General features: G+C 70.2%; 27 protein-coding genes and 1 tRNA gene. 9 read left to right on the top strand and 19 right to left on the bottom strand.

Annotation, left to right across the window (positions count from 1 at the left end):
- Positions 1-15: 15 nt before the first annotated feature.
- Positions 16-873 carry a flagellin gene (locus ACQP2X_RS44940; RefSeq protein ID WP_498692294.1) on the bottom strand — a complete coding sequence of 286 codons (858 nt, stop codon included), beginning with the start codon at positions 871-873 and terminating at the stop codon, positions 16-18.
- A 153-nt stretch (positions 874-1,026) separates the two neighbouring features.
- Entirely contained in the window at positions 1,027-2,784 is a 1,758-nt protein-coding gene (locus ACQP2X_RS44935; RefSeq protein WP_498692293.1) for a sensor histidine kinase, read from the bottom strand.
- Positions 2,785-2,887: 103 nt separating this feature from the next.
- Between ACQP2X_RS44935 and ACQP2X_RS44930 the strand changes: the two genes are divergently transcribed.
- A tRNA-Met gene (locus ACQP2X_RS44930) sits at positions 2,888-2,961 on the top strand.
- 82 nt (positions 2,962-3,043) lie between these two features.
- Here the strand turns inward: ACQP2X_RS44930 and ACQP2X_RS44925 are convergent.
- The gene (locus ACQP2X_RS44925) at positions 3,044-4,801 is read right to left on the bottom strand and encodes an ATP-binding protein (RefSeq protein WP_498692292.1); all 1,758 of its coding nucleotides are present in this window, start codon (positions 4,799-4,801) and stop codon (positions 3,044-3,046) included.
- A 129-nt stretch (positions 4,802-4,930) separates the two neighbouring features.
- Positions 4,931-5,632 carry an SDR family oxidoreductase gene (locus ACQP2X_RS44920; protein ID WP_498692291.1) on the bottom strand — a complete coding sequence of 234 codons (702 nt, stop codon included), beginning with the start codon at positions 5,630-5,632 and terminating at the stop codon, positions 4,931-4,933.
- 124 nt (positions 5,633-5,756) lie between these two features.
- Here ACQP2X_RS44920 and ACQP2X_RS44915 point away from each other — a divergent pair, with 124 nt between their 5' ends.
- Positions 5,757-6,308, top strand: coding sequence for a TetR/AcrR family transcriptional regulator (locus ACQP2X_RS44915; protein ID WP_498692290.1), 552 nt, complete (start codon positions 5,757-5,759; stop codon positions 6,306-6,308).
- 33 nt (positions 6,309-6,341) lie between these two features.
- On the opposite strand, the gene ACQP2X_RS44910 is transcribed toward ACQP2X_RS44915, so the two are convergent.
- The 3 genes from ACQP2X_RS44910 to ACQP2X_RS44900 form a co-directional block, all read right to left on the bottom strand.
- On the bottom strand, positions 6,342-7,385 hold the full coding sequence (locus ACQP2X_RS44910) for a lamin tail domain-containing protein (protein WP_498692289.1): 1,044 nt from the start codon (positions 7,383-7,385) through the stop codon (positions 6,342-6,344).
- A 42-nt stretch (positions 7,386-7,427) separates the two neighbouring features.
- Complete coding sequence (locus ACQP2X_RS44905) at positions 7,428-8,990, bottom strand: DUF5305 family protein (protein WP_498692288.1); 1,563 nt, start codon at positions 8,988-8,990, stop codon at positions 7,428-7,430.
- Between the two features lie 88 nt (positions 8,991-9,078).
- Positions 9,079-9,567, bottom strand: coding sequence for a hypothetical protein (locus tag ACQP2X_RS44900; RefSeq protein WP_498692287.1), 489 nt, complete (start codon positions 9,565-9,567; stop codon positions 9,079-9,081).
- A 199-nt stretch (positions 9,568-9,766) separates the two neighbouring features.
- Here ACQP2X_RS44900 and ACQP2X_RS44895 point away from each other — a divergent pair, with 199 nt between their 5' ends.
- Both ACQP2X_RS44895 and ACQP2X_RS44890 read left to right on the top strand, forming a co-directional pair.
- A complete protein-coding gene (locus ACQP2X_RS44895; RefSeq protein WP_498692286.1) occupies positions 9,767-10,510 on the top strand; it encodes a pentapeptide repeat-containing protein in 744 nt (247 codons plus the stop codon).
- An 18-nt stretch (positions 10,511-10,528) separates the two neighbouring features.
- On the top strand, positions 10,529-11,764 hold the full coding sequence (locus ACQP2X_RS44890; RefSeq protein WP_498692285.1) for a TerC family protein: 1,236 nt from the start codon (positions 10,529-10,531) through the stop codon (positions 11,762-11,764).
- Between the two features lie 26 nt (positions 11,765-11,790).
- Here the strand turns inward: ACQP2X_RS44890 and ACQP2X_RS44885 are convergent, their stop codons facing one another.
- A complete protein-coding gene (locus tag ACQP2X_RS44885; RefSeq protein WP_498692284.1) occupies positions 11,791-13,296 on the bottom strand; it encodes a hypothetical protein in 1,506 nt (501 codons plus the stop codon).
- A gap of 161 nt (positions 13,297-13,457) precedes the next feature.
- Positions 13,458-14,309: a spermidine synthase gene (locus ACQP2X_RS44880; RefSeq protein WP_498692283.1), complete on the bottom strand. Its 852-nt coding sequence runs from the start codon at positions 14,307-14,309 to the stop codon at positions 13,458-13,460.
- Between the two features lie 126 nt (positions 14,310-14,435).
- Between ACQP2X_RS44880 and ACQP2X_RS44875 the strand changes: the two genes are divergently transcribed.
- Positions 14,436-14,816: a hypothetical protein gene (locus ACQP2X_RS44875; protein ID WP_498692282.1), complete on the top strand. Its 381-nt coding sequence runs from the start codon at positions 14,436-14,438 to the stop codon at positions 14,814-14,816.
- 12 nt (positions 14,817-14,828) lie between these two features.
- Here the strand turns inward: ACQP2X_RS44875 and ACQP2X_RS44870 are convergent, their stop codons facing one another.
- From ACQP2X_RS44870 to malQ, 3 genes are all read right to left on the bottom strand, one after another.
- Positions 14,829-15,008 carry an antitoxin gene (locus ACQP2X_RS44870; RefSeq protein ID WP_498692281.1) on the bottom strand — a complete coding sequence of 60 codons (180 nt, stop codon included), beginning with the start codon at positions 15,006-15,008 and terminating at the stop codon, positions 14,829-14,831.
- A 65-nt stretch (positions 15,009-15,073) separates the two neighbouring features.
- Entirely contained in the window at positions 15,074-15,253 is a 180-nt protein-coding gene (locus ACQP2X_RS44865; RefSeq protein WP_097318027.1) for an antitoxin, read from the bottom strand.
- Positions 15,250-17,217 (bottom strand): 4-alpha-glucanotransferase, encoded by a 1,968-nt coding sequence (gene malQ, locus ACQP2X_RS44860; RefSeq protein WP_498692280.1) that lies wholly within the window; start codon positions 17,215-17,217, stop codon positions 15,250-15,252. Before malQ ends, ACQP2X_RS44865 begins: the two co-directional genes overlap by 4 nt.
- Before the next feature lie 63 nt (positions 17,218-17,280).
- Here malQ and ACQP2X_RS44855 point away from each other — a divergent pair, with 63 nt between their 5' ends.
- Complete coding sequence (locus ACQP2X_RS44855) at positions 17,281-17,532, top strand: hypothetical protein (protein ID WP_498692279.1); 252 nt, start codon at positions 17,281-17,283, stop codon at positions 17,530-17,532.
- Positions 17,533-17,585: 53 nt separating this feature from the next.
- Entirely contained in the window at positions 17,586-18,827 is a 1,242-nt protein-coding gene (locus ACQP2X_RS44850; protein WP_498692278.1) for a chitosanase, read from the top strand.
- Between the two features lies 1 nt (position 18,828).
- On the opposite strand, the gene ACQP2X_RS44845 is transcribed toward ACQP2X_RS44850, so the two are convergent.
- Both ACQP2X_RS44845 and ACQP2X_RS44840 read right to left on the bottom strand, forming a co-directional pair.
- The gene (locus ACQP2X_RS44845) at positions 18,829-19,725 is read right to left on the bottom strand and encodes a carbohydrate-binding protein (protein ID WP_498692277.1); all 897 of its coding nucleotides are present in this window, start codon (positions 19,723-19,725) and stop codon (positions 18,829-18,831) included.
- A gap of 118 nt (positions 19,726-19,843) precedes the next feature.
- Positions 19,844-20,248 carry an ATP-binding protein gene (locus ACQP2X_RS44840; RefSeq protein ID WP_498701253.1) on the bottom strand — a complete coding sequence of 135 codons (405 nt, stop codon included), beginning with the start codon at positions 20,246-20,248 and terminating at the stop codon, positions 19,844-19,846.
- A gap of 77 nt (positions 20,249-20,325) precedes the next feature.
- On the opposite strand from ACQP2X_RS44840, the gene macS reads away from it, so the two are divergent.
- On the top strand, positions 20,326-21,459 hold the full coding sequence (macS, locus tag ACQP2X_RS44835; protein ID WP_498692276.1) for a MacS family sensor histidine kinase: 1,134 nt from the start codon (positions 20,326-20,328) through the stop codon (positions 21,457-21,459).
- 25 nt (positions 21,460-21,484) lie between these two features.
- Entirely contained in the window at positions 21,485-22,117 is a 633-nt protein-coding gene (locus ACQP2X_RS44830; protein ID WP_498701251.1) for a response regulator, read from the top strand.
- On the opposite strand, the gene ACQP2X_RS44825 is transcribed toward ACQP2X_RS44830, so the two are convergent.
- The 5 genes from ACQP2X_RS44825 to rsgA form a co-directional block, all read right to left on the bottom strand.
- Positions 22,108-22,665, bottom strand: a complete 558-nt coding sequence (locus tag ACQP2X_RS44825) for a DUF5709 domain-containing protein (protein WP_097318034.1) — start codon at positions 22,663-22,665, stop codon at positions 22,108-22,110. The genes ACQP2X_RS44830 and ACQP2X_RS44825 overlap by 10 nt on opposite strands.
- A 9-nt stretch (positions 22,666-22,674) precedes the next feature.
- On the bottom strand, positions 22,675-23,454 hold the full coding sequence (locus tag ACQP2X_RS44820; RefSeq protein WP_498692275.1) for an ATP-binding protein: 780 nt from the start codon (positions 23,452-23,454) through the stop codon (positions 22,675-22,677).
- Between the two features lie 349 nt (positions 23,455-23,803).
- Positions 23,804-24,670: a hypothetical protein gene (locus ACQP2X_RS44815; protein WP_498701248.1), complete on the bottom strand. Its 867-nt coding sequence runs from the start codon at positions 24,668-24,670 to the stop codon at positions 23,804-23,806.
- A 117-nt stretch (positions 24,671-24,787) separates the two neighbouring features.
- Positions 24,788-25,591, bottom strand: a complete 804-nt coding sequence (gene hisN, locus ACQP2X_RS44810) for a histidinol-phosphatase (protein ID WP_498692274.1) — start codon at positions 25,589-25,591, stop codon at positions 24,788-24,790.
- Positions 25,592-25,755: 164 nt separating this feature from the next.
- On the bottom strand, positions 25,756-26,838 hold the full coding sequence (gene rsgA / locus ACQP2X_RS44805; protein ID WP_498701246.1) for a ribosome small subunit-dependent GTPase A: 1,083 nt from the start codon (positions 26,836-26,838) through the stop codon (positions 25,756-25,758).
- Between the last annotated feature and the right edge of the window lie 2 nt (positions 26,839-26,840).

Here is a 26,840-nt window from a genome sequence, read left to right as displayed (position 1 = left end):
GCGCTTGTGAGCTTGCTAGCGGTCCATCAGTAGGTGGCGGACCATGGCTGCTTGCAAGGTGTTCACCTGGGCTAACAGGGCGGCTGAGGCTTCGGCTTGGATTCGGGCCTTGGCCAAGGTGACTGACTCCTGGGCGGCGTCTACGCCTACCAAGTTGTCGAGGGCTGCTTCTGTGGTGGCGGACTGGGTTGCAAGGGCTGTGGCGTGGTAGGTCATGGCTGAGGAGAGAGCGGCTGTGGAAGTCAGGCTGTCTGTTACGGCTGTGCGGGCCTCGTCGATGGCGTCCAGGGCGTCGGTCTGGTCGGTGGGGGTGCCGGTGGTGAAGTCGATGGCGTTCAGTTTGAGGGTGGCGGAACCCAGTTGGTCGGCGGCCACGGAGATCGCGGTCAGCTGAACCTCGTCCGAGGCGCTGCCGCTGGAACCCACCCTGAAGGTGAGCGGGGTCGAGGCGATGGAGCCGTCCAGCAAGCTCTTGCCGGCCACCGTGGTGGTGGACGTGCTCAGCCTGGTCAGCTCGTCGGTCAGCTGGGTCACGGTGTTCTGGGTCGCGGTGACCGAGGTGGGGTCGGCGGTGTTCAGAGCCAGGACGGCGTTGCGCAGGTCGCCGAGGATGTCGGAGGCCGATCGCAAGCCGGACGCGGCGGCCTCCGCGGCGGAGCCGGCGTCCTGAGCCGCCCGCAGGTGAATGGCGGTGGCGCCCTGCTGAGCTCGTAGCGAGATCTCCCTCGTGGCGGCGACCGTGTCCTCGGCGAACGAGGTGAACCGGCGACCGGAGGCGATGCGGGCCGACGACCGTTCGACGGCCTGCCAGGCCTCGGCCTGATAGCGGGCGATCCGCATCGCGGTGACGCTGCTGCTTCCGCTGACGAACATGGGGGACTCCTAGGGTGGCTACGAACCCGGGGGAAGGGATTCAGCCCGACATGTCGGTCGCTGCTCTCGATACGCAACGTTCTGACCGCCGGATTGCACCACCGAACGGGAACAACCAACCGAACGGCTACCCGCCGGCACCGCAAAAGGCGGTCACGAAGCCGGGGTGGGCAGGGCGAACCAGAACCGGGTGCCGCCGCCGGGATTCTCCTCGACGCCCACCGTGCCCTGGTGGCGTTCGATGATGCGCTGGACGATGGCCAGGCCGAGGCCCGTGCCGGGATAACCCTCGCTGCCCTCGGCGCGGGTGAAAGCGTTGAAGACCTCGGCCCGCTGCGACTCGGGGATGCCGATGCCGCGGTCGGCGACCTCGACACGGCACACGCCGCCGGGCTGAGTGGTCGCGGCGACGGTGATCTCGGCGGTCCGGTCGGCCGGGGTGTACTTGATCGCGTTGCCGATGAGGTTGTCCAGCACCTGGCGGAGCTGGGACGGATCGCCGCAGACCGTCGGCAGGGGAGCGCAGTCGATCTTCGTGCCGGGTGGGGCGCTGCCCAGGCGCTCGGCCACGATGCTGTCGACCAGCTCGTTCAGGTCGACCTCGGTGAGGCGCAGCGTGGTGCTGTCGGCCATGGCGTACGCCAAAAGGTCGTCGATCAGGTCGCGCATGCGGCCCGCGCCGGCCTGGATGCGGGTCAGGTAGCGGCGCTGCTTGTCGGGCATCGCGCCGTCGTCCAGGTCGGCCATCAGGTCGGCGTAGCCGATCACGTTGGCCAGCGGGCTGCGCAGGTCGTGTGCGACCACACCGGCGAAGCCGACCAGCTCCTCCTCGCGCCGGCGCAGCTGCTGCTCCACCGCCTCGCGGCGTTCGATGTCGTCGCGGAGCTCGGCCGTGGCCTGATCGACGCGGCGCAGGGCCCGGTCCCGGGAGGTCACCACGGTGGCCGTCAGCAGGGCGAGCAGAAGCGTGATCACGCTCCCTATGGCCGCCGCGCCCCGGGCCAGCCAGGCCTCGGTCGCCGGCAGCAGGCGGACGGTGGGCCGGATGGTGAGCTGCCACTGCTTCTGCGGAATCGGGATCTCGACGACCCGTTCGGGCATGCCGGTGTCGACCCGGGCGTCCGGCTTCCACGTCGCGATGGTGACCGGTCGGCCGCTGGAGACGTCGGCGAACTCCAGGCTGACCTGATCGCCACCGATCACGCCCGGCGTCGGCCCGAGGAACTCCCGGCCGTTGAACGTCATGGCGATCCAGCCCCGGAACTCGCCGGCCGCGGTGGCCGGCTGCGTCGCGAACACGGGCGCCGCCATGACGAAGTACCGGTCGGCGATACCCGGAACCTCGAAGGTGGGACTGGTCGCGATCCCACCGTCGGTCCGTGCGCTCCGCAAAGTCCGTACGACCTCGGGTGTGCCCCGCAGGTCGCCACCGAGGCTGGGTGTCGCGCCGATCAGGGAACGCCCCAGCACGACGAAGAAGTGCTCCCCGCTCCCGGAACTCCCCGGCTTCAAGGTCAGGCCGCTGCTTCCCCGGCTACGCCACTCGGCCTGGGTGGCGGCCGCCGTGCCGTCCGTGGCGCCGACGATGAAGCCGATCTCGGCCGCACCGGGAAGCCGCTGCCCGTTGATCGGCGCCGCGATGGCCCCGAACGAGTCGGCGGTCAGCCGGGCCTGAGCCCCGAGCGAGGCCGACAGGTCGGAGAGAGCCAGCCCGTACTGGATCAGCTCGGCCATGACGACCTGGGCCACCACCGTCTGCCGCTGCTCGAAGGCGCGCTCGCTCCAGCTCTTCGCCGTGCTGTGCAACGCGTACGTGGCCAGCCCCGTGCCGAGCACCCCGAGCAACACGACCACGCCGACCACCAGGCCGGACCGTCGCCCCAACCGGCGGACGCCAACGGCAGCGGTCATGATTTCGACGCTAACCCGGAGGCGGAGAAGTACAGGGCGGTTTCCCGTCGAGTACCCCGGATTGGCCGCCCGGGGACCCGGCAGGGTAGTGTTAAGGAGCCGACGCGGGGTGGAGCAGCTCGGTAGCTCGCTGGGCTCATAACCCAGAGGTCGCAGGTTCAAATCCTGTCCCCGCTACAAAATTTGATGGCCCGAACCTTTCGAAGGTTCGGGCCATCTTTGTTGTCAGGGTGAGCCTCGGCTGGCCGCCGCTAAGGCCTCATTCCGTGGCGGTTGTGTCCCGAGAGAAGAGTGGCTCCTGGTGTGAACGCCGGTACCGGGTCCCTCGACTGCGCGGGCCGTTGCCGATCAGATCCACTGTTCCCTCCTCCCGCATGATGGACAGCCAGCGACGGACCGTCTGATCGCTGAGCCCGGTCCGGGTTGCCAGCTCAGTCCGTGAGAGCGTCTCGTCGCCGAGAGCGGCAAGCAGTGCGGGGCGGCGATCTGCCCGTGCCATGGGCCCGCTCATCCGGGAGGCACGACGTGGTGCCAGCCGGTACTGCGCCCAGCGCCGGGTACCGGTTTGAGTCACGAGTTCGCGGGCGACGAGATCCCGAAGCTCGGCGGTCGCCACGCGTGAATCGACGCCGGTTGCGGCCCGGTAGGAGCGGTTGTCCAGGGCTTCGTCCTCACGGAGGATCGCGAGAGCGACGCATTGGCTGTCAGTGAGACCGTGCTCCCCGAGGCCCGTGATCCAGCCGAGAACCTGCTCGGAGAGCAGGGTGTGGTTCGGGAAGGTGACGGTAAAAGACGAAATGCGATCCTCGAAGTGAGGCGGACTCATGCCGGCGCTCAGGAGCGCGTCCAGCATCGAGCGAATGCCGGAGCCCCGATTTTCGCAGACGGTCCTCGTCTCGCCGGGCAGCGGAACGTCTTCGAGCAGCTTCATCAAAGTCGCGTTGCGGGCCGAGGAGATGCCCTCCTCCCCGAGGCTGTCGACAGTGACAGGACCGAAAAGTCCACCAGGGTTCTTGATGACGAGGCGGTCGGGGTACATCTCGACTTGGATTTGGGTACCTCGTGCGCTGCCTGACAGGTCCCGGTGCACCAACGCGTTGACGATCGCCTCGCGCAATGCGGTCTCGGGGTACTCCCAGATGTCTTGGCGGCCGGCGCCGGTCACCACCGCACGACGTGCCATATTTCGGCGGATGGCGGTCAGGGCATCACGGGCCATGACCGGTATGGGGCCTTCGAGAGCGACGTTGTCCAAGAAGCGCTGGCCGGTAGCAAGCTCACCGCCCGTAGCAGTGGGGTAATGGACGAAGCTGAGCATCAACTGCGGAAACCGCTCTTGCGGATAGTTTCCGAGGGCTAGGAGGCCGGCGAGCGAGACAACGTCGTCGCTGTCCGGCGTGGAAACAAGAACCTTGGCCCGGCGAAGCACGGCGAGGCGGTCAAGATCCTGGAACGCGTATGGTCGGCTGGTTCGCAGCCGCGCGATCAAGGCGTCGACAGCCGTTGGCACCAAGTCGCCGATTCCGGTGCCGTGCACAGCCTGCTCGTCATCTCGTGGCTGGCCTCGTGACGACAACATGATCTGCACTTCGTAGGCTGACAGCCGCCGGTCGCCGTCGCTGACCCGGACGAAGCTTCCCTTGGTCATGCCGGCCCCGATGTAGAAGCACGGTCGGTTGGCCGGATCAAGCTCAGGGATCTCAGCGACGACGACGTGCTCACCCTCGAACTGGTGGATCCCTATGAGTGGCCGTATCGCGGGCTCCATCTCCGACGAGCACATCGACGCGAAGTCAGAGGCAAGCTTGGCTGGATTCGGCAGACCGGCGGTCGCGAAGCCCCGGCCTTCGTCGAGGCCCAGAATGACGACACCGCCGCGTGTATTGGAAAAGGCTGAGAGCGTCTCCCGAAGAGACTTGGGCAGACCGCCGCTGCTCTTCTTCACCTCGATGTCGGCGATGTCCGCGCCGAGAACACGCAGGTTCGCCACGATCTCGGCCAGTTCTGTGTCCAGCACCCGGACTCCCCGTTCATACCGTCATGCCAACTACATGATAGCTAGCATGATGATGAGCATGACATGGGCCATCGGAGCGCGGGCCTCTCGCGCGGTGGACTGAACGGCCACCGCGCGAGTCCAGTGCGCTTAGGCGGCCAGCTCCTTGTAGAGGAGGGACAAGTCGCCTGAGAGGGCGGACTTCACGTTTCGGCTCACCTCGTCAACCAGGACCTCGTGGGTGTTGGACTCGATGCCGTTCAGGGCGGCGATGGCCACGTCGCCGGGGGCGGTCTTGGGGGCGTTGATGTTCGTGGTCATGTCGGTGTCCACGTAGCCGACGTGCAGGCCCGTCACCTCGATGTGGCGGGGGCGCAGCAGCAGGCGCAGCGAGTTGGACTGGGACCAGAGGGCGGCCTTCGAGGCGCTGTACGGGCCGCCGTCGGCGAACCAGGACAGGGCCGAGTGCACGTTGAGGATGTGGCCGCCGCCGTTGCGCTCGATCACCGGGACGAAGGCGCGGGCCAGCAGCAGCGGGCCGTAGAAGTTGGCCTCCATGTCGCGGCGGACCTCGTCGAGCGGCGAGTCCAGGAACGAGGCGCCGGAGGCGAGGCCGGCGTTGTTGATCAGGATGGTGACGTCGGTGGCCCGGGCGGCCGCGGCGGCGACCGAAGCCTCGTCGGTGACCTCCAGGGCCAGCGGCACGGCGTCGGGGTGGGTGATGGTGCGAGGGTCGCGGGCCGTGGCGTACACCTTGCTCGCGCCCCGGGCGTACAACTCCTCGACCAGGGCCTTGCCGATGCCGCGGCTGCCGCCGGTGACGAGCGCTACGGAGTCCTTGATGGCGGTCATGACGCGTCCTCTCGGAGAAAACTGATCGGTTTCCACCAAGGTAAACCGATCGGTTTCCGTACGGCAAGGCTCAGCCCTGTGACGAAGAAAACCGATCGGTTTTTGAGCGAGCTATGCTGTCCGCATGACCGGGGAAGCCACGCGGGACCGACTGCTCGACGCTGCGGCGGATCTCTTCTATCGCGAGGGCGTCGGCGTGGGCGTCGAGGCCCTGAGCCGCGCCGCCGGCGTCTCCAAGCGCACGATGTACCAGATGTTCGGCAGCAAGGACGAGCTCATGGCGGCCGGGCTCGACCGGGTCGGGCCGGCCTTCAACGCCCTTCTGCTGCCGGCCGAGGACGACGGCGGGACGCCGCGCGAGCGCATCCTGCACGTCTTCCGCAGCTTCGAGGAGACCGCGACCGCGCCCGGATTTCAGGGCTGCCCGTTCGTGGCGGTCTCGCTCGAGGTCAAGGCGCCGGACCATCCCGCGCGCCTGGTCGCGCGGCGCTACAAGGACATGCTCACCGCGTTCTTCCGCGCCGAGGCCGAGAAGGGCGGCGCCGCCGACCCGGAGAAACTGGCCCGCCAGCTCACCATGACCTTCGACGGGGCGAGCGCCTGGGCCGTGATGCACGGCGAGGCGCCGGACGCGGCCGACATGGCCGCCGTGCTGCTCGACGCCGCGGGTCTCTGACGCTGGTCTCTGATGCGTGAAGGACCTGTCTGATCAGCAGTTGGTCTCGCCCGTGCCGACGATCGCCCACTTGCAGGCGTCGACGGTCAGACCCGCGGGCGTACGGAGTTGGGCCGTGTCCCCGCCGTTGTTCCAGACGTAGCCGCTCTTGCCGGCCCGGCCCCAGAACCGGTGGGTCGCCGTGTTCGTGCCCTTGCCGGTCTGCACGAAGATCGACGCGCCGGCGTTCAGATAGGTCGTGCCGCTGAACTTGTAGACGATGTTCTGAGCGTCGCGCAGCGTCCAGCCGTTCAGGTTGACGCGGGTCTTCGTCTTGTTGGTGAGCTTGACCCACTCGGCGTTCAAGCTGGCGTTGGTGCCGGTGTCGGCGCCCGTCGAGTCGTACCGAATCTTGGTGAACTGGACCGAGCCGACGGTGGCGGCCTTGACCGTGATCTTCAGTTCCGGGGAGTAGTTGCCCTGCAGACCCTGGCCGGCGTCCCCACCGACGTACGCCCGGAAGGTCTGCACGCTGCCCGGCGCCAGGCCGCCGATCTTGGCGTCGAGGAAGGCGCCGTCGGCGTCGCTCGCGCCCTTGCCCGAGAACACCGTCTTCCAGGTGCCGTTGGCCTGCTTGAGCTGGAACTGGTACGGCAGTCCGCCCTGACCCGGAACGTTGTAGGCGGTGAGATCGGCCCGGCCGGCGACCGTCGACCGGCCGGTGAGGCCGACCTGCAGGCGCGAATAGACGGTCACCCGGTTGGAGACGGCCGAGCCCTGGTGGACCTCGAAGAAGAAACCGGAGTCGACCCAGCGGCTGAACGAATAGCGCCCCGAGGCGTCGGCCGTGGCGACGACGGTGCCACCCTTCGTCCAGTCCTGGGCGGGCTGCATGTCGTTCCAGCCGATCGCGGTCTCGTACAAGGCCACCTGTGCACCAGGGTCGGCGATGCCCGAGAGGGTCACGGGGTTGTAGCCCACTATGACAGGCGCGCTGGCCTGCAGCGTAGGGGCGCCGGCAGCGGAAGCCGGAGCGGCGACGGCGATCACCGCGCCGACTCCGGCAACGGCGGCCATGGAGGCGAGCCTGGAGATCATTCGCAGCAGCTTAATGAAATGACAGCGCCCCCGGATTGGCCGTCAGGACACTGGCGAGGACGCTTTCCGCCGATGGGTTCCGGCCGTTGCGGGCCGATTCTGGTGCTCGATATCCAGAAGCTCCGGCCCATCCAGCGGAACCCGGTACCGATAAGTGATCCCCTCGTCCCGAACGACAAAGTCGTCCGAATCCTCCCGCCGCCACGTCAGAATCATCTGCCCGTACTTCTCGGCAAGTTTGACCAGCGCCGGGAAGTTGTCGACGTTGACCACAGGTTTGCCGGGTGGGCTGGGCATAGGCTCGACGTGCACGAGGAGTTGTGGATAGCGCCGCTCGATTTGGGCACGGGTACGAAGCGGCATCCTGCGTACAGCGAGAAGTAGAACGATCGTGGTCAGAATGGCGGCGGTGATCAGGGAGAGAATGGCGTACGACCGGGCTTGTGACGCCGTTAGACCGAGAATTCCGATCTCGCGCGCGACGGCGGTGGTGACCGCGGCGCCTGCGTCGCTGGTGATCAGCTTGGTATTTCCGCCCAGTGTCATCTGCATCCGGTTCACCTCAAGGGTGAGCGGCGCGGTGAGGGGGGTGCGACCGGGGGAGGTGACGCGTGCGGTGAGGGCGACGGAGACTGTGCCGCTGCCCCTCGACCCGATCGCGGCCGACGCGGCGTCGGCGCGAGCCACCAGCGTACTGAGGTCGAACTTCGTCGTCGCCTCGTACGCCGAGGCGGCGAAGGCCACGTCGTTGACCAGTTGAATGGTCGTGTGCCAGCCGGTGCCATTGGTGAGCTTCGCGCTGAGATCGAAGGTGCCTGCCGGGCCCGTGTACTTGGTGCGCAGATCGACGTTGTCCGTCAACCTGCGGAAGATCGGTTCAGGTGAGGTCACGGTCGTGCCGTCATAGGCAGCCGACTTCGGCACCGTCGCCGAGTAGGAGTAGGCGATCGAGCGTGCCGGTGGGGCGGCCGCGGTACGCGTCTCAACGACGGGTTTCATCCAGCCCAGGACGCCGAGCAGGAGTGCCACCGCAGTGATGGCCACGGCAAGATATGCCGCACCACGGAGAGCGGGCGGGAGGCGTTGCACGGTTTTGAGCACCGCCGCGGCGGTCTCCAGCGAGCCTCCCTGCCGCGACATGGCCTTCACCTTCTTCTTCCGGCGACCTCGCGGGATCTCCCGCCGGTTCCGCGCCGCGGTGGCGGCGCCGCCACTGACGACCAGAAAGCTGAGCATTCCGATCCCGGTCGGGCCGAGAAAGGGCTTCAGCCACTTGCCGCCCCGCGGCACGTGCAGGACGGCACGACCGATCATCTCTTCGGTCGTGGGGGTCAGCGGGTCGATGGACTCGTTGTTGTCCCCCTTCATGGCGAAACCGGAGGAACCGTCCCCGCCGATGATGCGGTGAAGGACGCGCTGCCCCGGCCTGGAACCATGATAAGCGGCGATCTGCCCCACATGGTACGAATCGGCCTTCGCGACAAAGACCAGGTCGCCCTCGTAGTAGACCGGGTTCATGCTGATGCCCTCGGTCACCACGTAGGTGAGCCGCTCGGTCAGGGCCGCCCAAGCGCCGATGGCCGTCATCCCGAGGATGACGGCCACGACGGCGGTACGAAGAGGCTTCTGGATCGATGCTCCCGGGGCGCGACTACGAATCAGCCTCGCACCCCAGGGCACCGTCCGGAGCGGATTACTGGACCGTGATCTCGAGGCTGCTGATGCCCTGGTAGTAGCCGGCGGCGCCGTGGGCGTTGCCCGAGTCGGCCGTCGAACAGGTCATGGTGGCGAAAGCCGAGTCCGTCGTCACCGTGATGACACCGGTGCCACTGTTGAAGGCTGAGGTGAGGACCTCGGCGTTGCCGCCGCACACCCACTCGTCCGCGGCGCCGGGCTGATCGAAGGCTCCGCCCGCCGGCTTCACCAGGATGGTCTTGCTCGTCGCGCCGGTGAAGTCGAGGTCGATGGCGGTGATCTGCGTCTTGCTCACGTCGGCCGTGTAGGTGTAATCGATGTCGGTGACGACTGCGCCCGTGACAGACTGAGTCACCTTACCGCCGACCCAGATGTCAGCGGCGTCGGTGGCGTGCCGGGTCAGGCCGCCACCGGTCATGGCGGTGGCACCCGCCGCGATAACGCCTGCCGCCGCGACGCCGCCCACGATCTGAAGCATGTTGCGCATTTACTATCTCCCCTGGTTTCGGTTATCCGTGTTGTCCCGGTTTCGGTCCGGGGTGGTCGTCGTCAGCGGCCTCGCTGTCTCGGACACAAGATGTTTCGACCGTGGGGTGGGACCACATGAAGACCAAGGGGTTGCATCTCGGGTGCTGACGGTTCCCCGGAAACGGGCGCGCGGGACGGTCTGAGACAGTGGGGGCCGTATGACCGAGAGAGAGCTTCAAGCCGACTGCGCCCGCTGCGCCGCCCTGTGCTGTGTCGCGCCCGCGTTCGTTAAATCGTCAGACTTCGCCGTGACTAAAGCGGCCGGCAAACCCTGTCTCAACCTGGCCGACGATTTCCGGTGTGGCATCCACGAGCGGCTCGAGCCGCGCGGGTTTCACGGGTGTGTGGTCTTCGACTGCTTCGGTGCCGGGCAGCGGATCACCCAGGAGACGTTCGGCGGTCGTACGTGGCGGGACGCCCCCGAGCTGTCCGGGCCCATGTTCGCCGCCCTGCCCGTCGTGCGGCAGCTGCACGAGATCATGTGGTACCTGACCGAGGCGCTGAAGCTGAGCGAGGCTGCCCGCGTACACCCGAAGCTGGCCAACGCACTCGCCGAGACCGATCGTCTGGCCGGCGGAACGCCGCGCGAACTGGAGGCGCTGGATCTGGACGCTCATCGGCGCCGGGTCAACCCGCTGCTGCGCAAGGCCAGTGAACTCGCCCGTGGGCGCAACCGTCCCGACCACAGCGGCGCCGACCTGATCGGGCGACGGCTGCGCAAGGCCGACCTGCGCGGGGCGAGCTTCCGGGGTGCGCTGTTGATCGGCGCCGATCTGCGGGAGGCCGATCTGCGGCGGGCCGATTTCACCGGGGCCGATCTCCGGGGCACGGATCTTCGGGGCGCCGATCTGACCGGAGTGCTCTTCCTCACCGCCTCTCAACGTCGCGCCGCGGTCACATAGTCGCCCTAGGATGAGCGCATGCAGGATGTGTCGGGTGTGGTGTGGGTGGCGACCGTGCTCGGCATCGTCGGGCTGCTGCTGTTCGACTTCTTCTTCCACGTGCGCAAGGCGCATGTGCCGTCGCTGGGCGAGGCGGCCCGGTGGACGTCGATCTACGTCTCGATCGCGATCCTGTTCGGGCTCGGCGTCTGGATCTTCGGCGGCAGTCAGATGGGTGCCGAATACTTCGCCGGCTATGTGACCGAGGAAGCGCTGTCGGTCGACAACCTGTTCGTCTTCCTGTTGCTGCTCGGCAGCTTCAAGGTGCCCCGGGCCGACCAGCAGAAGGTGCTTCTCGTCGGCATCGTCGTGTCGCTGATCGCGCGGACCGGCTTCATCTTCCTGGGCTCGGCCCTGATCAACTCGTTCGCCTGGGTGTTCTACCTGTTCGGGCTGATCCTGCTGATCACCTCGGGCAACCTGCTGCGTGAGCAGCACGGCGACCAGGAGGAGAAACCCGACAACTTCGTGATCCGGATCGCCCGCCGGGTCCTGCGCACCTCCGACGAGTACGACGGCGACAAGCTGTTCACCGTTCAGGACGGCAAGCGGGTGCTGACCCCGATGGTCCTGGTCATGGTGGCGATCGGCGGAACGGACATCCTGTTCGCGCTCGATTCGATCCCGGCCATCTTCGGCCTGACCCAGAACGTCTACCTGGTCTTCACGGCGACCGCGTTCTCCCTGCTCGGCCTGCGCCAGCTCTACTTCCTGATCGACGGCCTGCTCGACCGGCTGGTCTACCTCTCGTACGGCTTGGCGGCGATCCTGGCCCTGATCGGCGTGAAGCTGATCCTGCACGCCATGCACGAGAACAACGTCCCGTTCATCAACAACGGCGAGTCGATCCACGTCGTCGAGATCACCACGCCGGTGTCCCTGGCTCTGATCATCTCGATCCTGCTGATCACCGTGGTGGCGTCGCTCCTGAGCCCCAAGGGCCGGGCCCAGACGTACGTCGCGGCAGCGCGCCGCCACGCCACAGAGTTCCTCGACATCGAGACGGACCCCGCCTACTGCGACGAGATCTTCCACAAGCTGCTGATCGAAGAGGCTCGCCTCAAGAGCCTGCCGGAGAAGTACCGGGCTCAGATCCGCGCCGAGGACGAGCTCATGGCGTTGCTGCAGCGAGCACACCAGCTGCACGAGGACCGGGTGGCAGCCGGCACGTGCTTCGTACCGGAATCGGCCGGCAGCCGGGAAGCCCGAGCCTGACCTCCGGCCCTGCGCGGTCTCTCGGGTCAGCTCTGGCGGTGGTTGCCCTGACTGGGGATGTCACCCGTGTCCTGGCGGGGGATCGGGCCGCGCGTGCGGGCCGCGTTGCCGGCGAAGCGGGCGGCGGTGCGCCGGACCGACTCGGCCCGGTCGCCGCCTTCCCAACCGGCGCCCGAGGTCGGGGTGGGGGTCGGGGTGTCCCAGCCCGCGCCCGAGGTCGGTGAGGAGGCGCCGCCGTACGGGGGTGGCTCGGGCGAGCGGGGCACGGGCCGCTCCAGGAAGGCCGACAGGTTGGTCTCGCCGGTCGGGCGGGTGCTGCCGGCCTCGGCGCCGCCGGAGACCAGGTCGGCCACGCGAGCGGCCAGGCTGGCGGCACGGGAGTCGAGGTCGTCGCGCCCGCGCAGGTCGCCGTCGCCGGCCGGCTGGACGCGCCAGCTCTCGGACGAACGGCCCCGGCCGTCGGCGGGCGAGGTGGGAGCGGCCGACGTCGGCACCGGCGGAGGCACAGGCGCCGGCGCGGGGACGATCGGAGCCGCCGGCGCGGCCGAGCGAACCACCGGCGCCGAGCCCGCCGCAGCAGACGCGGAGCCGACAGAGGCGGAGCCAGCGGGGGAAGCGAAGCCGGCGGCGGGCGCGGAACTCACGCCGGGCAAGGGCGGGCCGGAGACGACAGGGGGCGCCGAGTACGGAGCGGGGGCGTAGCCGGGCCGCGCGGCATGGTCATGAGCGGGGTAGGCCGAGGACGCGGTGTGGTCAGCGGGGTAGGCCGAGGACGCGTCGTGGCCGGCAGGGTAGGCCGAGGCGGCGTGGGGCGCGGCCTGCTCGGGGGCGGCGTGGGCCGGCTTGGCGTAGGCGTCGGCGGCGGGTGGGGCGTAGGCCGACGCGACCCACGGGTTCTGCGGCTGCTGGGGCTCGGCCGCCAGGCGCTGCACCGACACCGCGCCGATCAAGGTCACCGTCTGGCCGTCGCCGCCCTGGAAATTGTTGAACTCCGGGCCGATGACCAGGCGGGACAGCATGCGGGCCTGGAGCACCGGGATGCCCAGCTCGGTCGCGTGCTCCACCCTGTAGCGCGCGATGGCCTGCCGCAGCGTGTTGGCCAGGCGGTCGGCGTCGCCGACCGCGGCCAGGTCGCCGCCCGCGAAGACCAGGGCCGGGAACGAATTCTGCGGGCCGGCGCAAACCAGCTGGATCTGGGTGACCGTGCCCGAGCGGCCGGCGTCGCGGTTGCCCGGCTGCACCCGCAGGTGCTGCGGCCAGGGCCAGCGCAGCTCGCCCGTGCTCAGCGTGACCGGATCGCGGTAGAGCACCCGCTCCTCGGTGACCACGACCTCGGTCTCCTCGGGCAGCGTCCAGCGCGGCATCGAGGCCGGCTCGTCGAACGCGTACTCCGCGACGGCACACTTTCCGCTCCAGAGCACACGCTCCGTCGCGCTCTGTATCGAGTCACGCAGTGACGATCCGGCGGGGGCAGCGCTCGTCGGCGCGGCCACCTGCCCTGTATCTGCGGACGCGAAGTACTTGTCCGGCATGCGCGGCTATCCCCCCAGTAGTGCCGCGCCCCCACACGCGGCCGTAACCGATTACAGCGGGGCACAGAGAGTCAAACAAGTGGGCAAGCGCGAATCACACCGGATTTCCTGACGAGTACACGACAGGCCGGAAAACCTTCAACCCTTTGGACCGAAAGTGGTTACCTACGGTTACCGAAGAGGCTCGCTGGTGGAAGTGGTGACGCTACGGCGACACTGTCCGTCACGGGCGCGGCCCCGCCGGTGAAGCGGTCGAGGTCGGTCTCGACGCGTCCCGGGAACCAGTCGCCGGCGGCCCGGCGTGACAGTTCGGCGATCGGCGGCGGGGTCCGGCCGGCCAGCAGCACGAGATTGCCGAAGCGGCGCCCGCGCAGCACGGCCGCGTCGGCGACCAGGCACGCCTCGGGCAGCGCGGCCCGGATCGTGGCCACCTGGGCCTTGGCGTGGCGCAGGGGAGGCCCGTCGGCGACGTTCGCGACCAGCCACCCGGCCGGGTCGAGGACCCGCGCGATCTCGGTCATGAACTCCACCGAGGCCAGGTGGGCCGGCGTGCGGGCGCCCGCGAAGACGTCGAGCACGATCAGGTCGTAGCCGCCGTCGCGCATGCCCTCCAGGGCCGCCCGCGCGTCGGCCACGCGGACCCGGATGTTCGCCTTGGCCGGCAGGGGCAGGGCCCGGCGCACCAGCTCGACCAGCGGCCCGTCGATCTCGATCACCCGCTGGGCCGAGCCGGGCCGGGTCGCCGCGAGGTAGCGCGGCAGCGTCAGCGCGCCGCCGCCGAGATGCAGCGCGCGCAGCGGTTTCCCGGCCGGGGCGATCAGGTCGATCGCGGCCGCCATCCGCCGGATGTACTCGAATTCCAGGTGGGTGGGGTCGGCCAGGTCGACGTGTGACTGCGGCGCGCCGTCGAGCACCAGCGTGAAGGCGCTGTCGCGGTCGGGGTCGGGCACCACCTCGGCCACGCCGGAGGCGACCGTCTCGACGATCCGCTCGGATCTCCTGCGCTGTGCCACGCGGCAAGTATCCAGGTGCCGGCGGCCGTCACCGCGTCGGGGACCATTTCGGAGTTCTGGCCCCAAACCGCTTTTTTCTGGCCAGACTTCTCGCGTCGTCTCTCTTTTTCTGTACGGAGGTGGACCGTGTCGACGAGCAATGTGCTGGCGCAGATCATCGGCGGGGAAACGCGCCGCCCCACGGGCCCACCGCCGGCCGGCGCCATGCCCGCGATCCTGGCCGCGGCCCAGGAGGAGGCCGGACCGCCGTTGAAGATCCGCCGCTACCTCTCCGACGAGGGGCCGGCGTTCTGGCGCTGGGACTGCGCCAATTGCGGCGAGTACGGCGGCGGACGGCACCACAGCGACGCGATGACCCGGGCAATGCGGCACTGCGCCGAACACCCGGACCACCGCTCGTCACTGCTGCCGCCGCTTCTGTGCCGGCAGCGGGACAATTTCGTCCCTCTGCACCCGATGCTGCACGCGGTCGACGACGATCCGCCGCCCCCGCCGCTGGCGGTCTGAGAGCGGCGGCGCTCAGCCGTTGGTGTCGCCGTCGCCGGTGCGCTCCTGCGCCTGGTCGACGCCCTTGTCCACCTGCGACGAGTACTTGTTGCCGGTGCGGTCGTCGACCTGGTCGCCGGCCTTCTCGAGACCCTCGTCGACCTGCTTGTCGTGCTTGTCGGCGAAGTCCTTGGCCTGGTCCATGAAGCCCATCGTCAAACTCCTTCTTGCTCCGGGGGTACGCCTTCTCTGCTTCCCGGGCAGGAGGGAGCAAAACGTCAGGGACGGGTGTCGCCGTCCCCGGTGCGCTTCTGCGCCTCGTCGACGCCCTTGTCGATGTGCGACGAGTATTTGTGGCCGGTGCGCTTGTCGACCTCGTCGCCGATCTTCTCGAGGGCCTGGTCGACCTGCTTGTCGTGCTTGTCCAGGAAGTCCTTGGCCTTGTCCATGAAGCTCATCGGCTCGCCTTTCTCTCTCCGAGGACTTTCGCGACCGCGTGGACGCGCGGGTCCCCGGCTATTTTCTCCAGCCCCGTCCTGAGCGGCATCCGCCAGTTCGGGTACTCGTCCATGGTGCCGGGCAGGTTGGGCTGATCGAGCTCACCCAGCACGTCGTAGAGCGAGGCGGTCACGAAGCGGCACGGCGTTCGGGCCAGGAACTCGTGCATCGCCACGATGATCTCGGCGTCCGTGCTGCTCGCGGTGATCAGCCCCTCGGCCCGCAGCGCCTCGAGCAACTGCCCGCGGTCCTTGGCCGCGTTCTCCCGCTCCTGCTCGACCGGCCCGGCCAGCTGGCCGAGCTCGGCCCGCACCTTCACCTGCTCACCGGCCAGGAAGCCGGCGGCGGTGGGCAGATCGTGCGTCGAGATCGAGGCCAGGGCGTTGCGCGGATACTTCGCGGCCGGCAGATAGCCGCCGTCCGGATCGTCGTCGTCGCGGGTGAACCACAGCACGGCCGAGCCGAGCATGTTCATCCGCTCCAGACCCTCGGTGACTTCCGGCAGTACGGTCCCCAGGTCCTCACCGATCACGACGGCCCCCGCCCGGTGCGCCTCGAGGGCGAGGATGCCGAGCATCGCGTCCGGGTCGTAGTGCACGTACGTCCCGCCGTCGGCGCCCATGCCCGGCGGCACCCACCAGAGCCGCCAGAGGCCGGCCACGTGGTCGACACGCAGCCCGCCGGCGTACCGGAAGATCCGCCGCAGCATGTCCCGATAGGCGGCGTAGCCGGTCTCGATGAGCCGGTCGGGCCGCCACGCGGCCAGTCCCCAGTCCTGGCCGAGCTGGTTGAACGCGTCCGGCGGGGCGCCCGCGTGGACGCCGGCCGCGAGCACGTCCTGCAACAGCCAGCCGTCGGCCCCGCTGGGGTCGATGCCGACGGCCAGGTCGTGCACGACGCCGGCCGGCATGCCCCGGCGCCGGGCCTCGTCGTTCGCGGCCTCCAGCTGATCGAGCAGCAGACCCTGGATCCAGGCGTGAAAGGCGATGCGCTCGCTGGCGAAGGCCTTCACCTCGGGCGTGTCCGGCCGCTGGAACTCGGGCGGCCACGCCTGCCAGTTCGGGCCGTGCACCTCGGCCAGCGCGCAGAACCGGGCGAAATCGAGCAGGCCCTCGTCCGTGGACACGGCTGACGTGTCGGCCAGGGGCCAGAGAAGCTCCAGAGCGGCGAGTTTGGCCTTCCAGACGGCGCTGTAGTCGATCAGCTCGGTCGTGGCGGGCCGCAGCGCGTCGATCTTCGCGCGCAGCGGGGAGCCGGCCCGGCCGTACTCGGGAATGTCCTCGATGCGCAGATAGAGCGGATTGACGAAACGGCGGCTGGACGGCGAGTAGGGCGACGCCGGCACCGGCAGCGTCGGCGTGATCGCGTGCAGGGGGTTCAGCAGCACCAGACCAGGCGAGCCGGAGACGCCGAGGAACTCCCGCAGGTCACCCAGGTCACCCATGCCCCACGAGCGGGACGAGTGCAGGGCGTACAGCTGAAGCATCCAGCCCCAGGTCTGCGGCGGCTCGGGCAACTCGGTGGGCACCACCACGAGCGTCACGCTCTGCCCGCCCACGTCGAGCCGGTGCCAGCCCAGGGGCAGATCGTCCGGCACCTCGTCCACCTCGCGGGTGGTGCCGTCCTCGAGCTCGATGGTGGCCGGTCCGGGCAGGTCGCGGCCGCTGCCGCGCCGCACGACGACGGTGCCGGGCATGCGGCCGAGCCGCTCGCGCTCGCGCACGGCGGCCAGCCCGGTGCTGATCGCGGCCGGTGTCGTGGCGTCCACGCCGAGCAGGCCGAGCACCCCGACGACGGATTCGGCGGAGACATCCTTGCGCTCGCGGTGCCAGTCCTCGTACCAGGTGGCCACTCCGTGAGCCGTCGCCAGTGCCGCCAGGTCGGCGTCCATCCGCACCCCTCTCAGTTCGGTCCCGCTGGTCATACCCTGCCCGATGGTGGGGTACTCGCGTGGCCGCCCTTGCCCGTGTCGGTCAAGATGGGGTGCATGTCTTCAGTGGTGAAGTGGTGGTCCCGGATGGCCGCGGTGGTGACCGGCGCCGTGTTGACGCTGGTCGTGCCGGTGCACGCGTGGGCGGCGACGAACGGGGTGGCCGACGTCGCGGTCGAGGCGGCGCGGTCGCGGCGACGCGGCGGCTTCGGGTTCTTCGGCATCTTCGGCGCGCTGTGCTGCCTGTTCGTGGTCGCGGCGATCGTCCTGGTCTTCGTGCTGGTCTCCCGCAACCGCAAGCGGAAGTAGGGCTTTTCGCCGAACCTCAGGGATCATGGCGAATCCCGGCCTAGCGTTGAAGGATGCGCATCCGAGCGGGATCGGTCAGATCGGCGGCGCTCGGCACAGGGGTGGCGGTTGCTCTCTGCGTACCCCTGGCCATCTCCGTCGCCGCCGGGGCCGACAGCAACGTGCTGATCTCGCGTGGCCGGCCGGCCACGGCGTCGTCGGTGGAGCGGGGCGCCACGGCGGCCCAGGCGACGGACACGAGCACGGTCACCCGGTGGGCCAGCGCGAGCGGTCCCGGCAGTCAGTGGCTGCGCATCGACCTCGGCGCGGTCAAGCGGGTCGAGCGGGTCTCGTTGCGCTGGTCGACGACGTACGCGAAGACGTACCGCGTGCAGACCTCGATGGACGGCGCCAACTGGACGTCGGTCTACGCCACCACGGCCGGCAACGGCGGCACCGATGATCTGAAGCGCCTGAACGGCATGGGCCGCTTCGTGCGGGTGCTGGCGACGCAGCGGGCCACCCGCACCGGCGGCTATGCGCTGGGCGACGTCCGCGTCTACGGCCCGGCGTCGAAGGTGCTGCCGGCGGCCGCCCCGCCGACCGGCTCGCTGGCCTCCGGCCTGGAGGACAAGCGGAAGAAGGAGGCCGCGCTCCAGCTGGTGTCGAGCGCCGAGAACTCGACGGTGAGCTGGCGGAACTCGTTCAGCTACATCGAGGACATCGACGACGGCCGGGGATATACGGCCGGCATCGTCGGCTTCTGCTCGGGCACCTCGGACATGCTCCAGGTGGTGCTCGAATATACGAAGCGCAAGCCGGCCAACGTGCTCGCCCGCTACATCCCGGCGCTGCGCACGGTGGACGGCTCCGACTCGCACGCGGGGCTCGACCCGGGCTTCCCGGCGGCCTGGCGGACGGCGGCCCGGGACCCGATCTTCCAGAAGGTCCAGGAGGACGCCCGCGACTGGATGTACTTCAACCCGTCGGTGCGCATGGCCCGCCTGGACGGCCTGCGGGCGCTGGGCCAGTTCGCCTACTTCGACGCGGCCGTGATGCACGGGGTGTCAGGGTTGCAGGGCATCCGGGCCGCCGCGATGCGGGCGGCGAAGACCCCGGCCCAGGGCGGCGACGAACCGGCCTATCTGAACGCCTTCCTCAACGCGCGCGTGGCCGAGATGCGCTCCGAGGAGGCGCACAGCGACACCACCCGCGTCGACACCGCCCAGCGCCGCCTGCTCGGCCGCAGCAACCTCGATCTGACGGCCCCGTTGAGCTGGAGCGTCTACGGCGACGCCTATCGGATCGCGCGCTGAGTCAGACCTTCTGGAAGAGGTTGGGCAGCGCCGTCGGCTCCCACCCGGGCAGGGAGGTGTGCGCCTCCTTGACCCGATAGGTCACTCCCTTGTACGTCACCAGATCGCCCGCCGCGTAGTCGGTGAAGGCCTTCCACGCGGGCACCGAGGGTGCGCTGCTGGTGGGGGCGGCGCTCGTGGGAGCGGCACTGGTCGGTGCCGTGCTGGTCGGAGCCGCGCTGGTCGGAGCGGCACTGGTCGGCGACGAGGTGGGCACGGACGGCGTGGGCAGCGGCTTCGCGCTCGCCGTCACCTTGACGAAGTCGACGATCATGCGGCCGGGGCGGCGGCCGTCGGTGGCCAGGTTGAGCACCAGCGCGATCGGCAGGCCGGGCTCCTCGGGCACCAGCCGCAGGGCCGGTTTGCCGTCGACCGACCACAGGATGGCGGTCGGCGACCAGTCGATGGTGTACGTGTGGAAGTCGTCGCCCGAGGTGCGATCGGCGTCCTCGTCGAGGGTCTCGAGCGTGCCCCGCAGCACCCGGCCGTACTTGTCGACCACCCCGAAGGCCCGCCACGGTCCGCTCTCCCGGCTGACCTTGATCCGCGCCTCGGCGTGCCCGAACGGCTGCGCGAAGGCCTTGCGGGTGCTCATCAGGCGGTCGACGACGAGCTCGCCGTCGCGCTGCCGCCCGTTCTCCCGGTCGTCGCCGTCGATCAGCCACTTGGCGGCGTCGAGCCGCTCGCCGCCGAAGTCGTCGGAGAAGCTGGACCGGCGCTCCGAGGCGTCGGCCACGTCGTTGCGGCCGGGCAGATAGATCGCCGCCGCGAGCCCCACGATCGCCACCGCGAGGGCGGCCACCGCGCGTGGGCGGATCGGCCATCTCGACGTGTCTGTCCGGTGACGTGCCTCGCCCACCACTACCCCCTCCCGTCCAACCGCCCCACCACCGCCCTTGATCGGACTGAAGGCTCTGCTGGACAGCAGGCACGATGCTAAACGTGAGGCAGACTCGCGCAAGCTCGGGGAGCGCGGCTTAAGGATCTCTTAAGGAAGATCGGCTGGACACCCGAACCGTGGTGCCGCCGGAGCCCGTACGAAGCTCGAAATCGTCGGTCAGCTCCTCGGCCAGCCACAGCCCCCATCCGCCCGGCTGATCGGCCGGTGGGCGCACGGCCGGCTCGGCCCGCCGCGCCGGCAGGCCGTCACCGGAGTCGCTCACCTCGCACACGACGGAGCCGTCCGCGTGCCACAGGGCGACCCGGCCCAGACCGCCGCCGTGCCGGACCGCGTTGGTGAGCAACTCGTTGACCGCGACCACGAAATCGTCCAGCCGGTCGCCGCGGAGACCGGCCTCGGCGGCGCAGGACGCGACGGCGTGCCGCAGCGCGGTGATCGAGCTGTGGTCGAACGTCTCGGAGAGCAGAACCTGGGTGCTGATCCTTCGACGTTAGGCCACGCCCGATCTTCCCGCAGTGCGGCCTGCCGGTGGCGAGCGCCATGTGGGATGGTCGGCGCATGCCGGACGTACGCGACAGCGGCTTTCAGACCCCGCTGTGGAGGGCCATCGCGGTCTACCGGATAGCCGCCCTGACGTACGCGACGATCCTGGTCGTCGGCAACGTGGGCGATTATCTGAGGCCGGTGCTGGCCTGGCCGGTGCTGGCCGTGATGGCCGCGTGGACGGTCGTGACCACGTACGCGTACGGAAATCCGGCCCGCCGGCGGCCGCCGCTGCTCGTGGCCGACCTGCTGATCACCATGGCCGCGCTCGCGGCCAGCATTTTCGTGGTCGGGCGGACCGCCCTGGAGGCCGGGCGGCCCACCCTGGCCGTCGCCTGGCACGTCGCGCCGGTGCTGTGCTGGGCCGTCGCCGGCGGGCGCCGGGCCGGCATCGCGGCCGCGCTCGCCATGGGCGCCACCGACCTGATCGTGCGGGCGCACTACGACCAGGCCGCGCTCACCGGCGCGGTGCTGATGCTGCTGGCCGCGATCGCCGTCGGCTATCTGGTGCGGATCGCCGAGGTGGCGCAGGAGCGGCTCGAACGGGCCGTCGAGCTCGAGGCGGCCACGCGGGAACGCGAACGGCTGGCCCGGGAGGTGCACGACTCGGTGCTCCAGGTGCTGGCGCTGGTGAAGCGGCGGGGCGTGGGCCTGGACGGCGAGGCGGGCGAACTGGCCCGGCTGGCCGGGGAGCAGGAGACGGCGCTGCGCAGCCTCATGGCCGGGCGTGTCCTGAGTGATCCGGAGGGGGCCGATCTCGACCTGATGGCGCTGCTGGAGGCGTACGCCTCGCCGGTCGTGACCGTCTCGGGGCCGGCCGGACCGGTGCGGCTGCCGGCCACGACGGCGCGTGAGTTGCGGCTGGCGGTGGCGGCCGCCCTGGACAACGTGGCCCGGCACTCCGCGCCCGGCACTAAGGCCTATGTGTTCGTGGAGGACGAACCGGGCGAGGTCGTGGTGACCGTGCGGGACGACGGCTGCGGCATCGAGCGCGACCGGCTGGCCGAGGCCGAGGCGCAGGGGCGGCTCGGCGTGGCCCAGTCGATCCGGGGCCGGGTGGCCGAGCTGGGCGGGCGGGTCTCGATCGTCTCGGCGCCGGGCGAGGGGGCCGAGGTGGAGATGGCCGTGCCGCGGGCACCGATATCGTGATCCGGTGACCGCTGCGATCCGGGTGATGGTGGTCGACGACCACCCGATGTGGCGCGAGGGCGTCAGCCGTGACCTGTCCACCGCCGGCTACGAGGTGGTCGCGACGACCGGTGAGGGCCGTCAGGCGGTCCGCATCGCCGCGGCGGCCCGGCCCGACGTGATCGTCCTCGACCTCCAGCTGCCGGACGTCTCCGGTGTCGAGGTCATCAACGGCCTTCAGAGCGAGGTTCCGGGTGTACGGATCCTCATGCTCTCGGCCAGCGGTGAGCAGCAGGACGTGCTCGACGCGGTGAAGGCCGGCGCCACGGGATATCTGCTCAAGTCGGCCGGCCTCGACGAGTTCCTCGACGCGGTGAGCCGCACGGCGGCCGGCGACACGGTCTTCACCCCCGGCCTGGCCGGGCTGGTGCTGGGTGAGTTCCGCCGGATCGCGCCGCGGGAGGCCGCGCCGAAGCTCACCGAGCGGGAGACCGAGGTGCTGCGCCTGGTGGCGAAGGGCCTGTCGTACCGGCAGATCGCCGAGCGGCTCGTGCTGAGTCACCGCACGGTGCAGAACCACGTTCAGAACACGCTCGGCAAGCTCCAGCTGCACAACCGCGTGGAGCTCACCCGCTATGTGATCGAGCAAGGGCTCGAGGAGCCCGAGCCTCAGTCGTAGTCGGGCGCGTTCGTCTCGTGCATGGCCAGTTCCTCGGCCGAGGCGCCGCCACCCGACGCGCCCGCGTCGTAGGCCACGCTGTCGGCCTCGTCGTCGAAGCCGTAGCCCTCGTCCGGCGCCACCAGGCGGCCGACCGGCTGCGGGTCGTCGTCGTCGAGCTGGCCGTCGTCGTAGAGCGAGACCTGCGACTTGGGGTCGGAGGTCGGGCTCGCACCCCACACGTCCGCGTCGAAGTCGCGCTGCTCGGAGCTGTCGACCGTCTCGTCGATCGGGTCGCGGCGCTGCGGGATCGGGTCCTCGGCGCCGAAGTCGGGCTCCTCCTGGCGCAGGCGCGCGTCGAGGGACTCGCCCTCGCGCGCCTCCTCGGCGGTGTCGCCGAAGCGGTTGGAGCCGCCGGGGCCGACGCCCGCCAGCGCGGCCGGGTCGGCGCCGTCGGCCCAGCGGCCGCTCTCGACCTCGTCGTAGGCGGTCGAATCGTCATCCGCGGTGTCCGGCAGGCCCGAAGCCTCCGGGTCGGACACCTCGGCGGGGTAGTCGTTGTCTCGCATGAGCGCAATCTACCCGCGTGCGGGGTCCGTCATGCTCGCCCCGTTGGGTTTGCGGACAGTGGCCTTCGCCGCTTCCTCGTCGTCGATCAGCGCCCAGACGACCTTGCCGCCGTCCAGGCTGAGGCTGCCCCAGCGGGTCGACACGGAGTCGATCAGGAGCATGCCGCGGCCGCCGTAGGCGGTGACCGGCACCGGGGTGCCGTCGAAGGTCGGCACGGTCGTGGAGCGGTCGCGGACGGCCACGCTCATGCCGTCGCCGTGCGTGGCCAGCAGCACGATCATCGGGGTGTGCGCGTGCGCGACCACGTTGTTCACCAGCTCGGTGACCACGATGCAGGCCGGGCCGGCCAGGTCGGGGCAGTCCCAGCGGCCGCACTGCTCAGTGATCAGCTCGCGGGAGCGCCGGGCGGCGCCGGTGGCCGGCTCGAGCTCCAGGCTCACCCGCCGCTCGGGTCCGGGCTCGCCGAGCGCGGCGAAGGCCTGCCGCCGGTCGGGCCACACGGGCCAGCCCGCGCCCTGCCAGGCGCCGGTGTCGGGGGCGCAGAGAGCGAGATGGGCGCTGGGCCAGTCGGCGGTCTCCCGGCGGACGTCACGGAGCACGTCGGTCGCCCCGGGGCCGTCGACGCTCAGCCCGGCGACGTCGACCACGACCGCCTCGGGCTGCTCGGCGAGCAGGTCGAGCAGCAGGGACCGCACCATGGGAGCGCTTCCAGCGGTCAGGGCGCCGCTCAGCTGGACCAGGGGGTACGTCTGCCCGCGGTCCACCAGGTGCCGCACCTCGCTCGACATGATCGCTCCATTGTGCAGAACACGTGCCGCTTTCGCATTTTCGCGGCGGAAATCTCAGCCGCGGGTCGCGCGATGCGGAGGTAATCGGGACATATACGCCACTACGGCATGGTCAGCTTTTTACCCGCGTGCCGCACTTCCATACACGCCGAGAGGCGACGGTCACAGACAGGTCGGCCTTTAGTCCCGTCAAGGGCGGTGGGTGGGGGCTGGAGGACGGTCGGCCTGCGGTCCCGTTGAGGCGGCGGGCGACAGCACTCATCCGTTCCGCCGCCACCTCGACCGGGTCGGGCTGGAGGACGGTCAGCCTTCAGTCCCGTTAAGGCGGTGGGCGGGGGCTGGAGGACGGTCAGCGGCTGGTGGCGGCCGGGCGCAGCGGAGTCTTCTTCTCCGGGCGGCAGGCCTCGGCCGTGGAGTGGTGATGTTGAGGCTCGGCGTACCGGGTCAGCCCGATGACCGCGACCAGCGTGATCACGAAGCCGAGCGCGCCCAGCCAGCCCCGGCCGGGGTGGATCTGGTCGCCCAGCAGCAGCAGCCCGACGATCGCGGCCGGCACGGCGCCGCCCGCGTCCATGGCGGCCACGGCGGCGGTGGTGGAGCCGCGCTGCATGGCCAGGCCCAGCAGCAACTGGCCCAGCAGGGAGTGCACGACCAGCAGGTAGAGCAGCGGATTGGCGAAGAAGCCGCCGACCGAGTGCTCGTTGGCCAGCGGGCGGGCGGCGATCGCGGCGGCGGAGAAACCCACACCGGCCAGCGAGCCCAGCACGACCGAGCCGAGCGCGCCCTGCAGACGTACCGCAAAAAAGCCCGAAGCCGCGATGACCAGGACCGACAGCGCCAGCATGGCGACGGCGAAGGCGCCCAGAGGGCGCGCCGGCGCCGGTTTCGCCGAATGCACCAGGCCGGCGATGCCGACCAGCAGGAGCGCGAGCAGGCCGATCTCGGCGACCGGAAGCGACCACTTGAGCACCAGAACGCCCAGCAGCGCGGTCACGCCGAGGCCGGCGGCGACGCTGGCCTGCACCAGGAACAGCGGAAGATCCTCACGGGCCAGGAAGGCCAGCACGAAGCCGAGGACCTGGCAGCCGAGGCCGAGCAGATAGGTCCGCTGACCGGCGAGGCGCACCAGCAGACCGGGGTCGAAGGTGTGGTGCACGGTGGTCCGGGCCGCGGCCGCGGACTGCAGCAGGTTAGCCACCCCGTACGCCAGAATCATGGCGGTGAGGAAGAGCCAGCCCGAGGACACCACCTGACGCACGATAGACCAGGGGCGGGCCGGGTTCAGCGCTTCGGGGTGCTTTGCTCAGCTGGGTGCACGCCCTGTCACAGAGGGCTACTGGATTTTCGGGGTCAGGGCGGTCAGCACGGTTTCGTGCAGCGGACCGTTGGTCGCGATCACCGACGACTTGTCGGCCGGGAGACGTCCGGCCAGGTCGGTGATGGTGCCGCCGGCCTCGGTGACGATCGGGATGAGAGCGGCCATGTCCCACAGCGACAGCTCGGGCTCGACCATGACGTCGAGCGCGCCCTCGGCCAGCAGCATGTATCCGTAGAAGTCGCCGTAGGCCCGGCTGCGCCACGAGGCGAGGCTCAGATCGACGACGTTCGGCAGCAGGCCGACATCGGACCAGCCGGACAGGCTGGCGAAGCAGAAGCTGGCGTCGGACATCCGCCGGACCCCGGAGACGCCGATGCGGGTGGCCGCGTGCTGGTGCTTGCCGGCGAAGGCGCCGTGCCCGCGAGCGCCCCACCAGCGCCGGCCCAGGGCCGGGGCGGAGACGAGACCGGCGACCGGCGTGTCGCCCTCGAGCAGGGCGATCAGGGTGGCCCAGATGGGCACCCCGCGCACGAAGTTCTTGGTGCCGTCGATCGGGTCGATGACCCAGCGGCGGGTGCCGGGGCCGGCCGCGGCCTCGGTGCGCCCGAACTCCTCGCCCAGAACGGCGTCGCGCGGGCGGGCCCGCCCCAGCGTCGACCGGATGGCCTGCTCGACGGCGGTGTCCGCGTCCGACACCGGGGTGAGATCGGGTTTCGACTCGACACGCAGGTCGAGAGCCCGGAACCGCCCCATCGAGATCGAGTCGGCGGTGTCCGCCAGCATGTGGGCGAGAGCGAGATCGTCCGCGTAACCGGCCATGACGGAACGCTAACCGATCCCCGCTGGCGCCTTCCTGAGAGCCCGCCCTCCCCGGAGCGCGCCCTTGTGAGTGGCGCGCCTCTTCCCACCGCGCGGCCTTGTGGTGGCGCGCTTCTTCCCCAGCGCGCCTCTTCCGTCCGCGCGCTCTCTTTCGGGAGCTCGCGTCAGAGCGGGTGCGCGGTGAGCGTGTCGTCGGGCGGGGTGTCGCGGGGGTCGGTGTCGCCGGCGCGGGAGGCGAGCAGCCGCCGGTAGGAGGCGAGCCGCCGCGGATCGGCCTTGCCCTCGGCCACCCACGCGTCCAGGCGGCAGCCGACGTCGGCCGCCGTGTGCCCGCAGTTCGGCTGGTCGTCGAGCGTGCCCTCGACCAGGTCGGGGAAGCCGTGCAGCAGGCTCTCGGCGCTCACGTGGGCCAGGCCGAAGCTGCGGATGCCCGGAGTGTCGATGATCCAGCCCGGATCCTTGCGGGAGCGCCCCACCGGCGGCAGCCGCAACGCCACGGCGCTGGTCGACGTGTGCCGGCCCTTGCCGATGGCGCTGACCACCCCGACGGCGCGCAGCGCGTCCGGGACCAGGCGGTTGACCAGCGTGGACTTGCCGACCCCGGAATGGCCGACCAGCACCGAGATGGCGCCGGCCAGACGCTGGCGAACCTCGGTGAGGTCGCTGTCCGGGCGGACCAGAACGTACGGCAGGTCAAGCTCCGCGTAGTAGTCGACCACGGCCTCGGGCCCGGCCAGGTCGGCCTTGGTCAGGCAGAGCAGCGGCTCGATGTCGGCGTCGTACGCCGCGACCAGGCACCGGTCGATGAATCCGGTCCGCGGCGGCGGATCGGCCAGCGCGCTGACGATCACGAGCTGGTCGGCGTTGGCCACCACGACCCGCTCGAGACGCCCTTCGGGCGTGGTGTCGTCGTCGTCCGCGGTGCGGCGTAGCACCGAGGTTCGCTCGGCGATGCGCACGATGCGGGCCAGGGCACCCGGCGCGCCGGTGACGTCGCCGACCAGGGCGACCCGGTCACCGACCACCACGGACTTGCGGCCCAGCTCGCGGGCGCGCATGGCGGTGATGACCGGTGCGTCGGGCGGGGCGTCGGTGACCACACAGCCGTACCGCCCCCGATCCACGGTGATCACCAGGGCGTCGACGGCGTCGTCGTGCTTCGGCCGGGTCCGGGTACGCGGGCGCGACGAACGGCCCGGACGGATCCGGACGTCGTCCTCGTCGTACTCCCGCTTGCGCGCAGGCAGAT

The sequence above is a fragment of the Actinoplanes sp. CA-131856 genome (genome assembly GCF_050956135.1).
Classification (GTDB): domain Bacteria; phylum Actinomycetota; class Actinomycetes; order Mycobacteriales; family Micromonosporaceae; genus Actinoplanes.
This window is presented reverse-complemented; position numbering and strand designations above follow the sequence as displayed.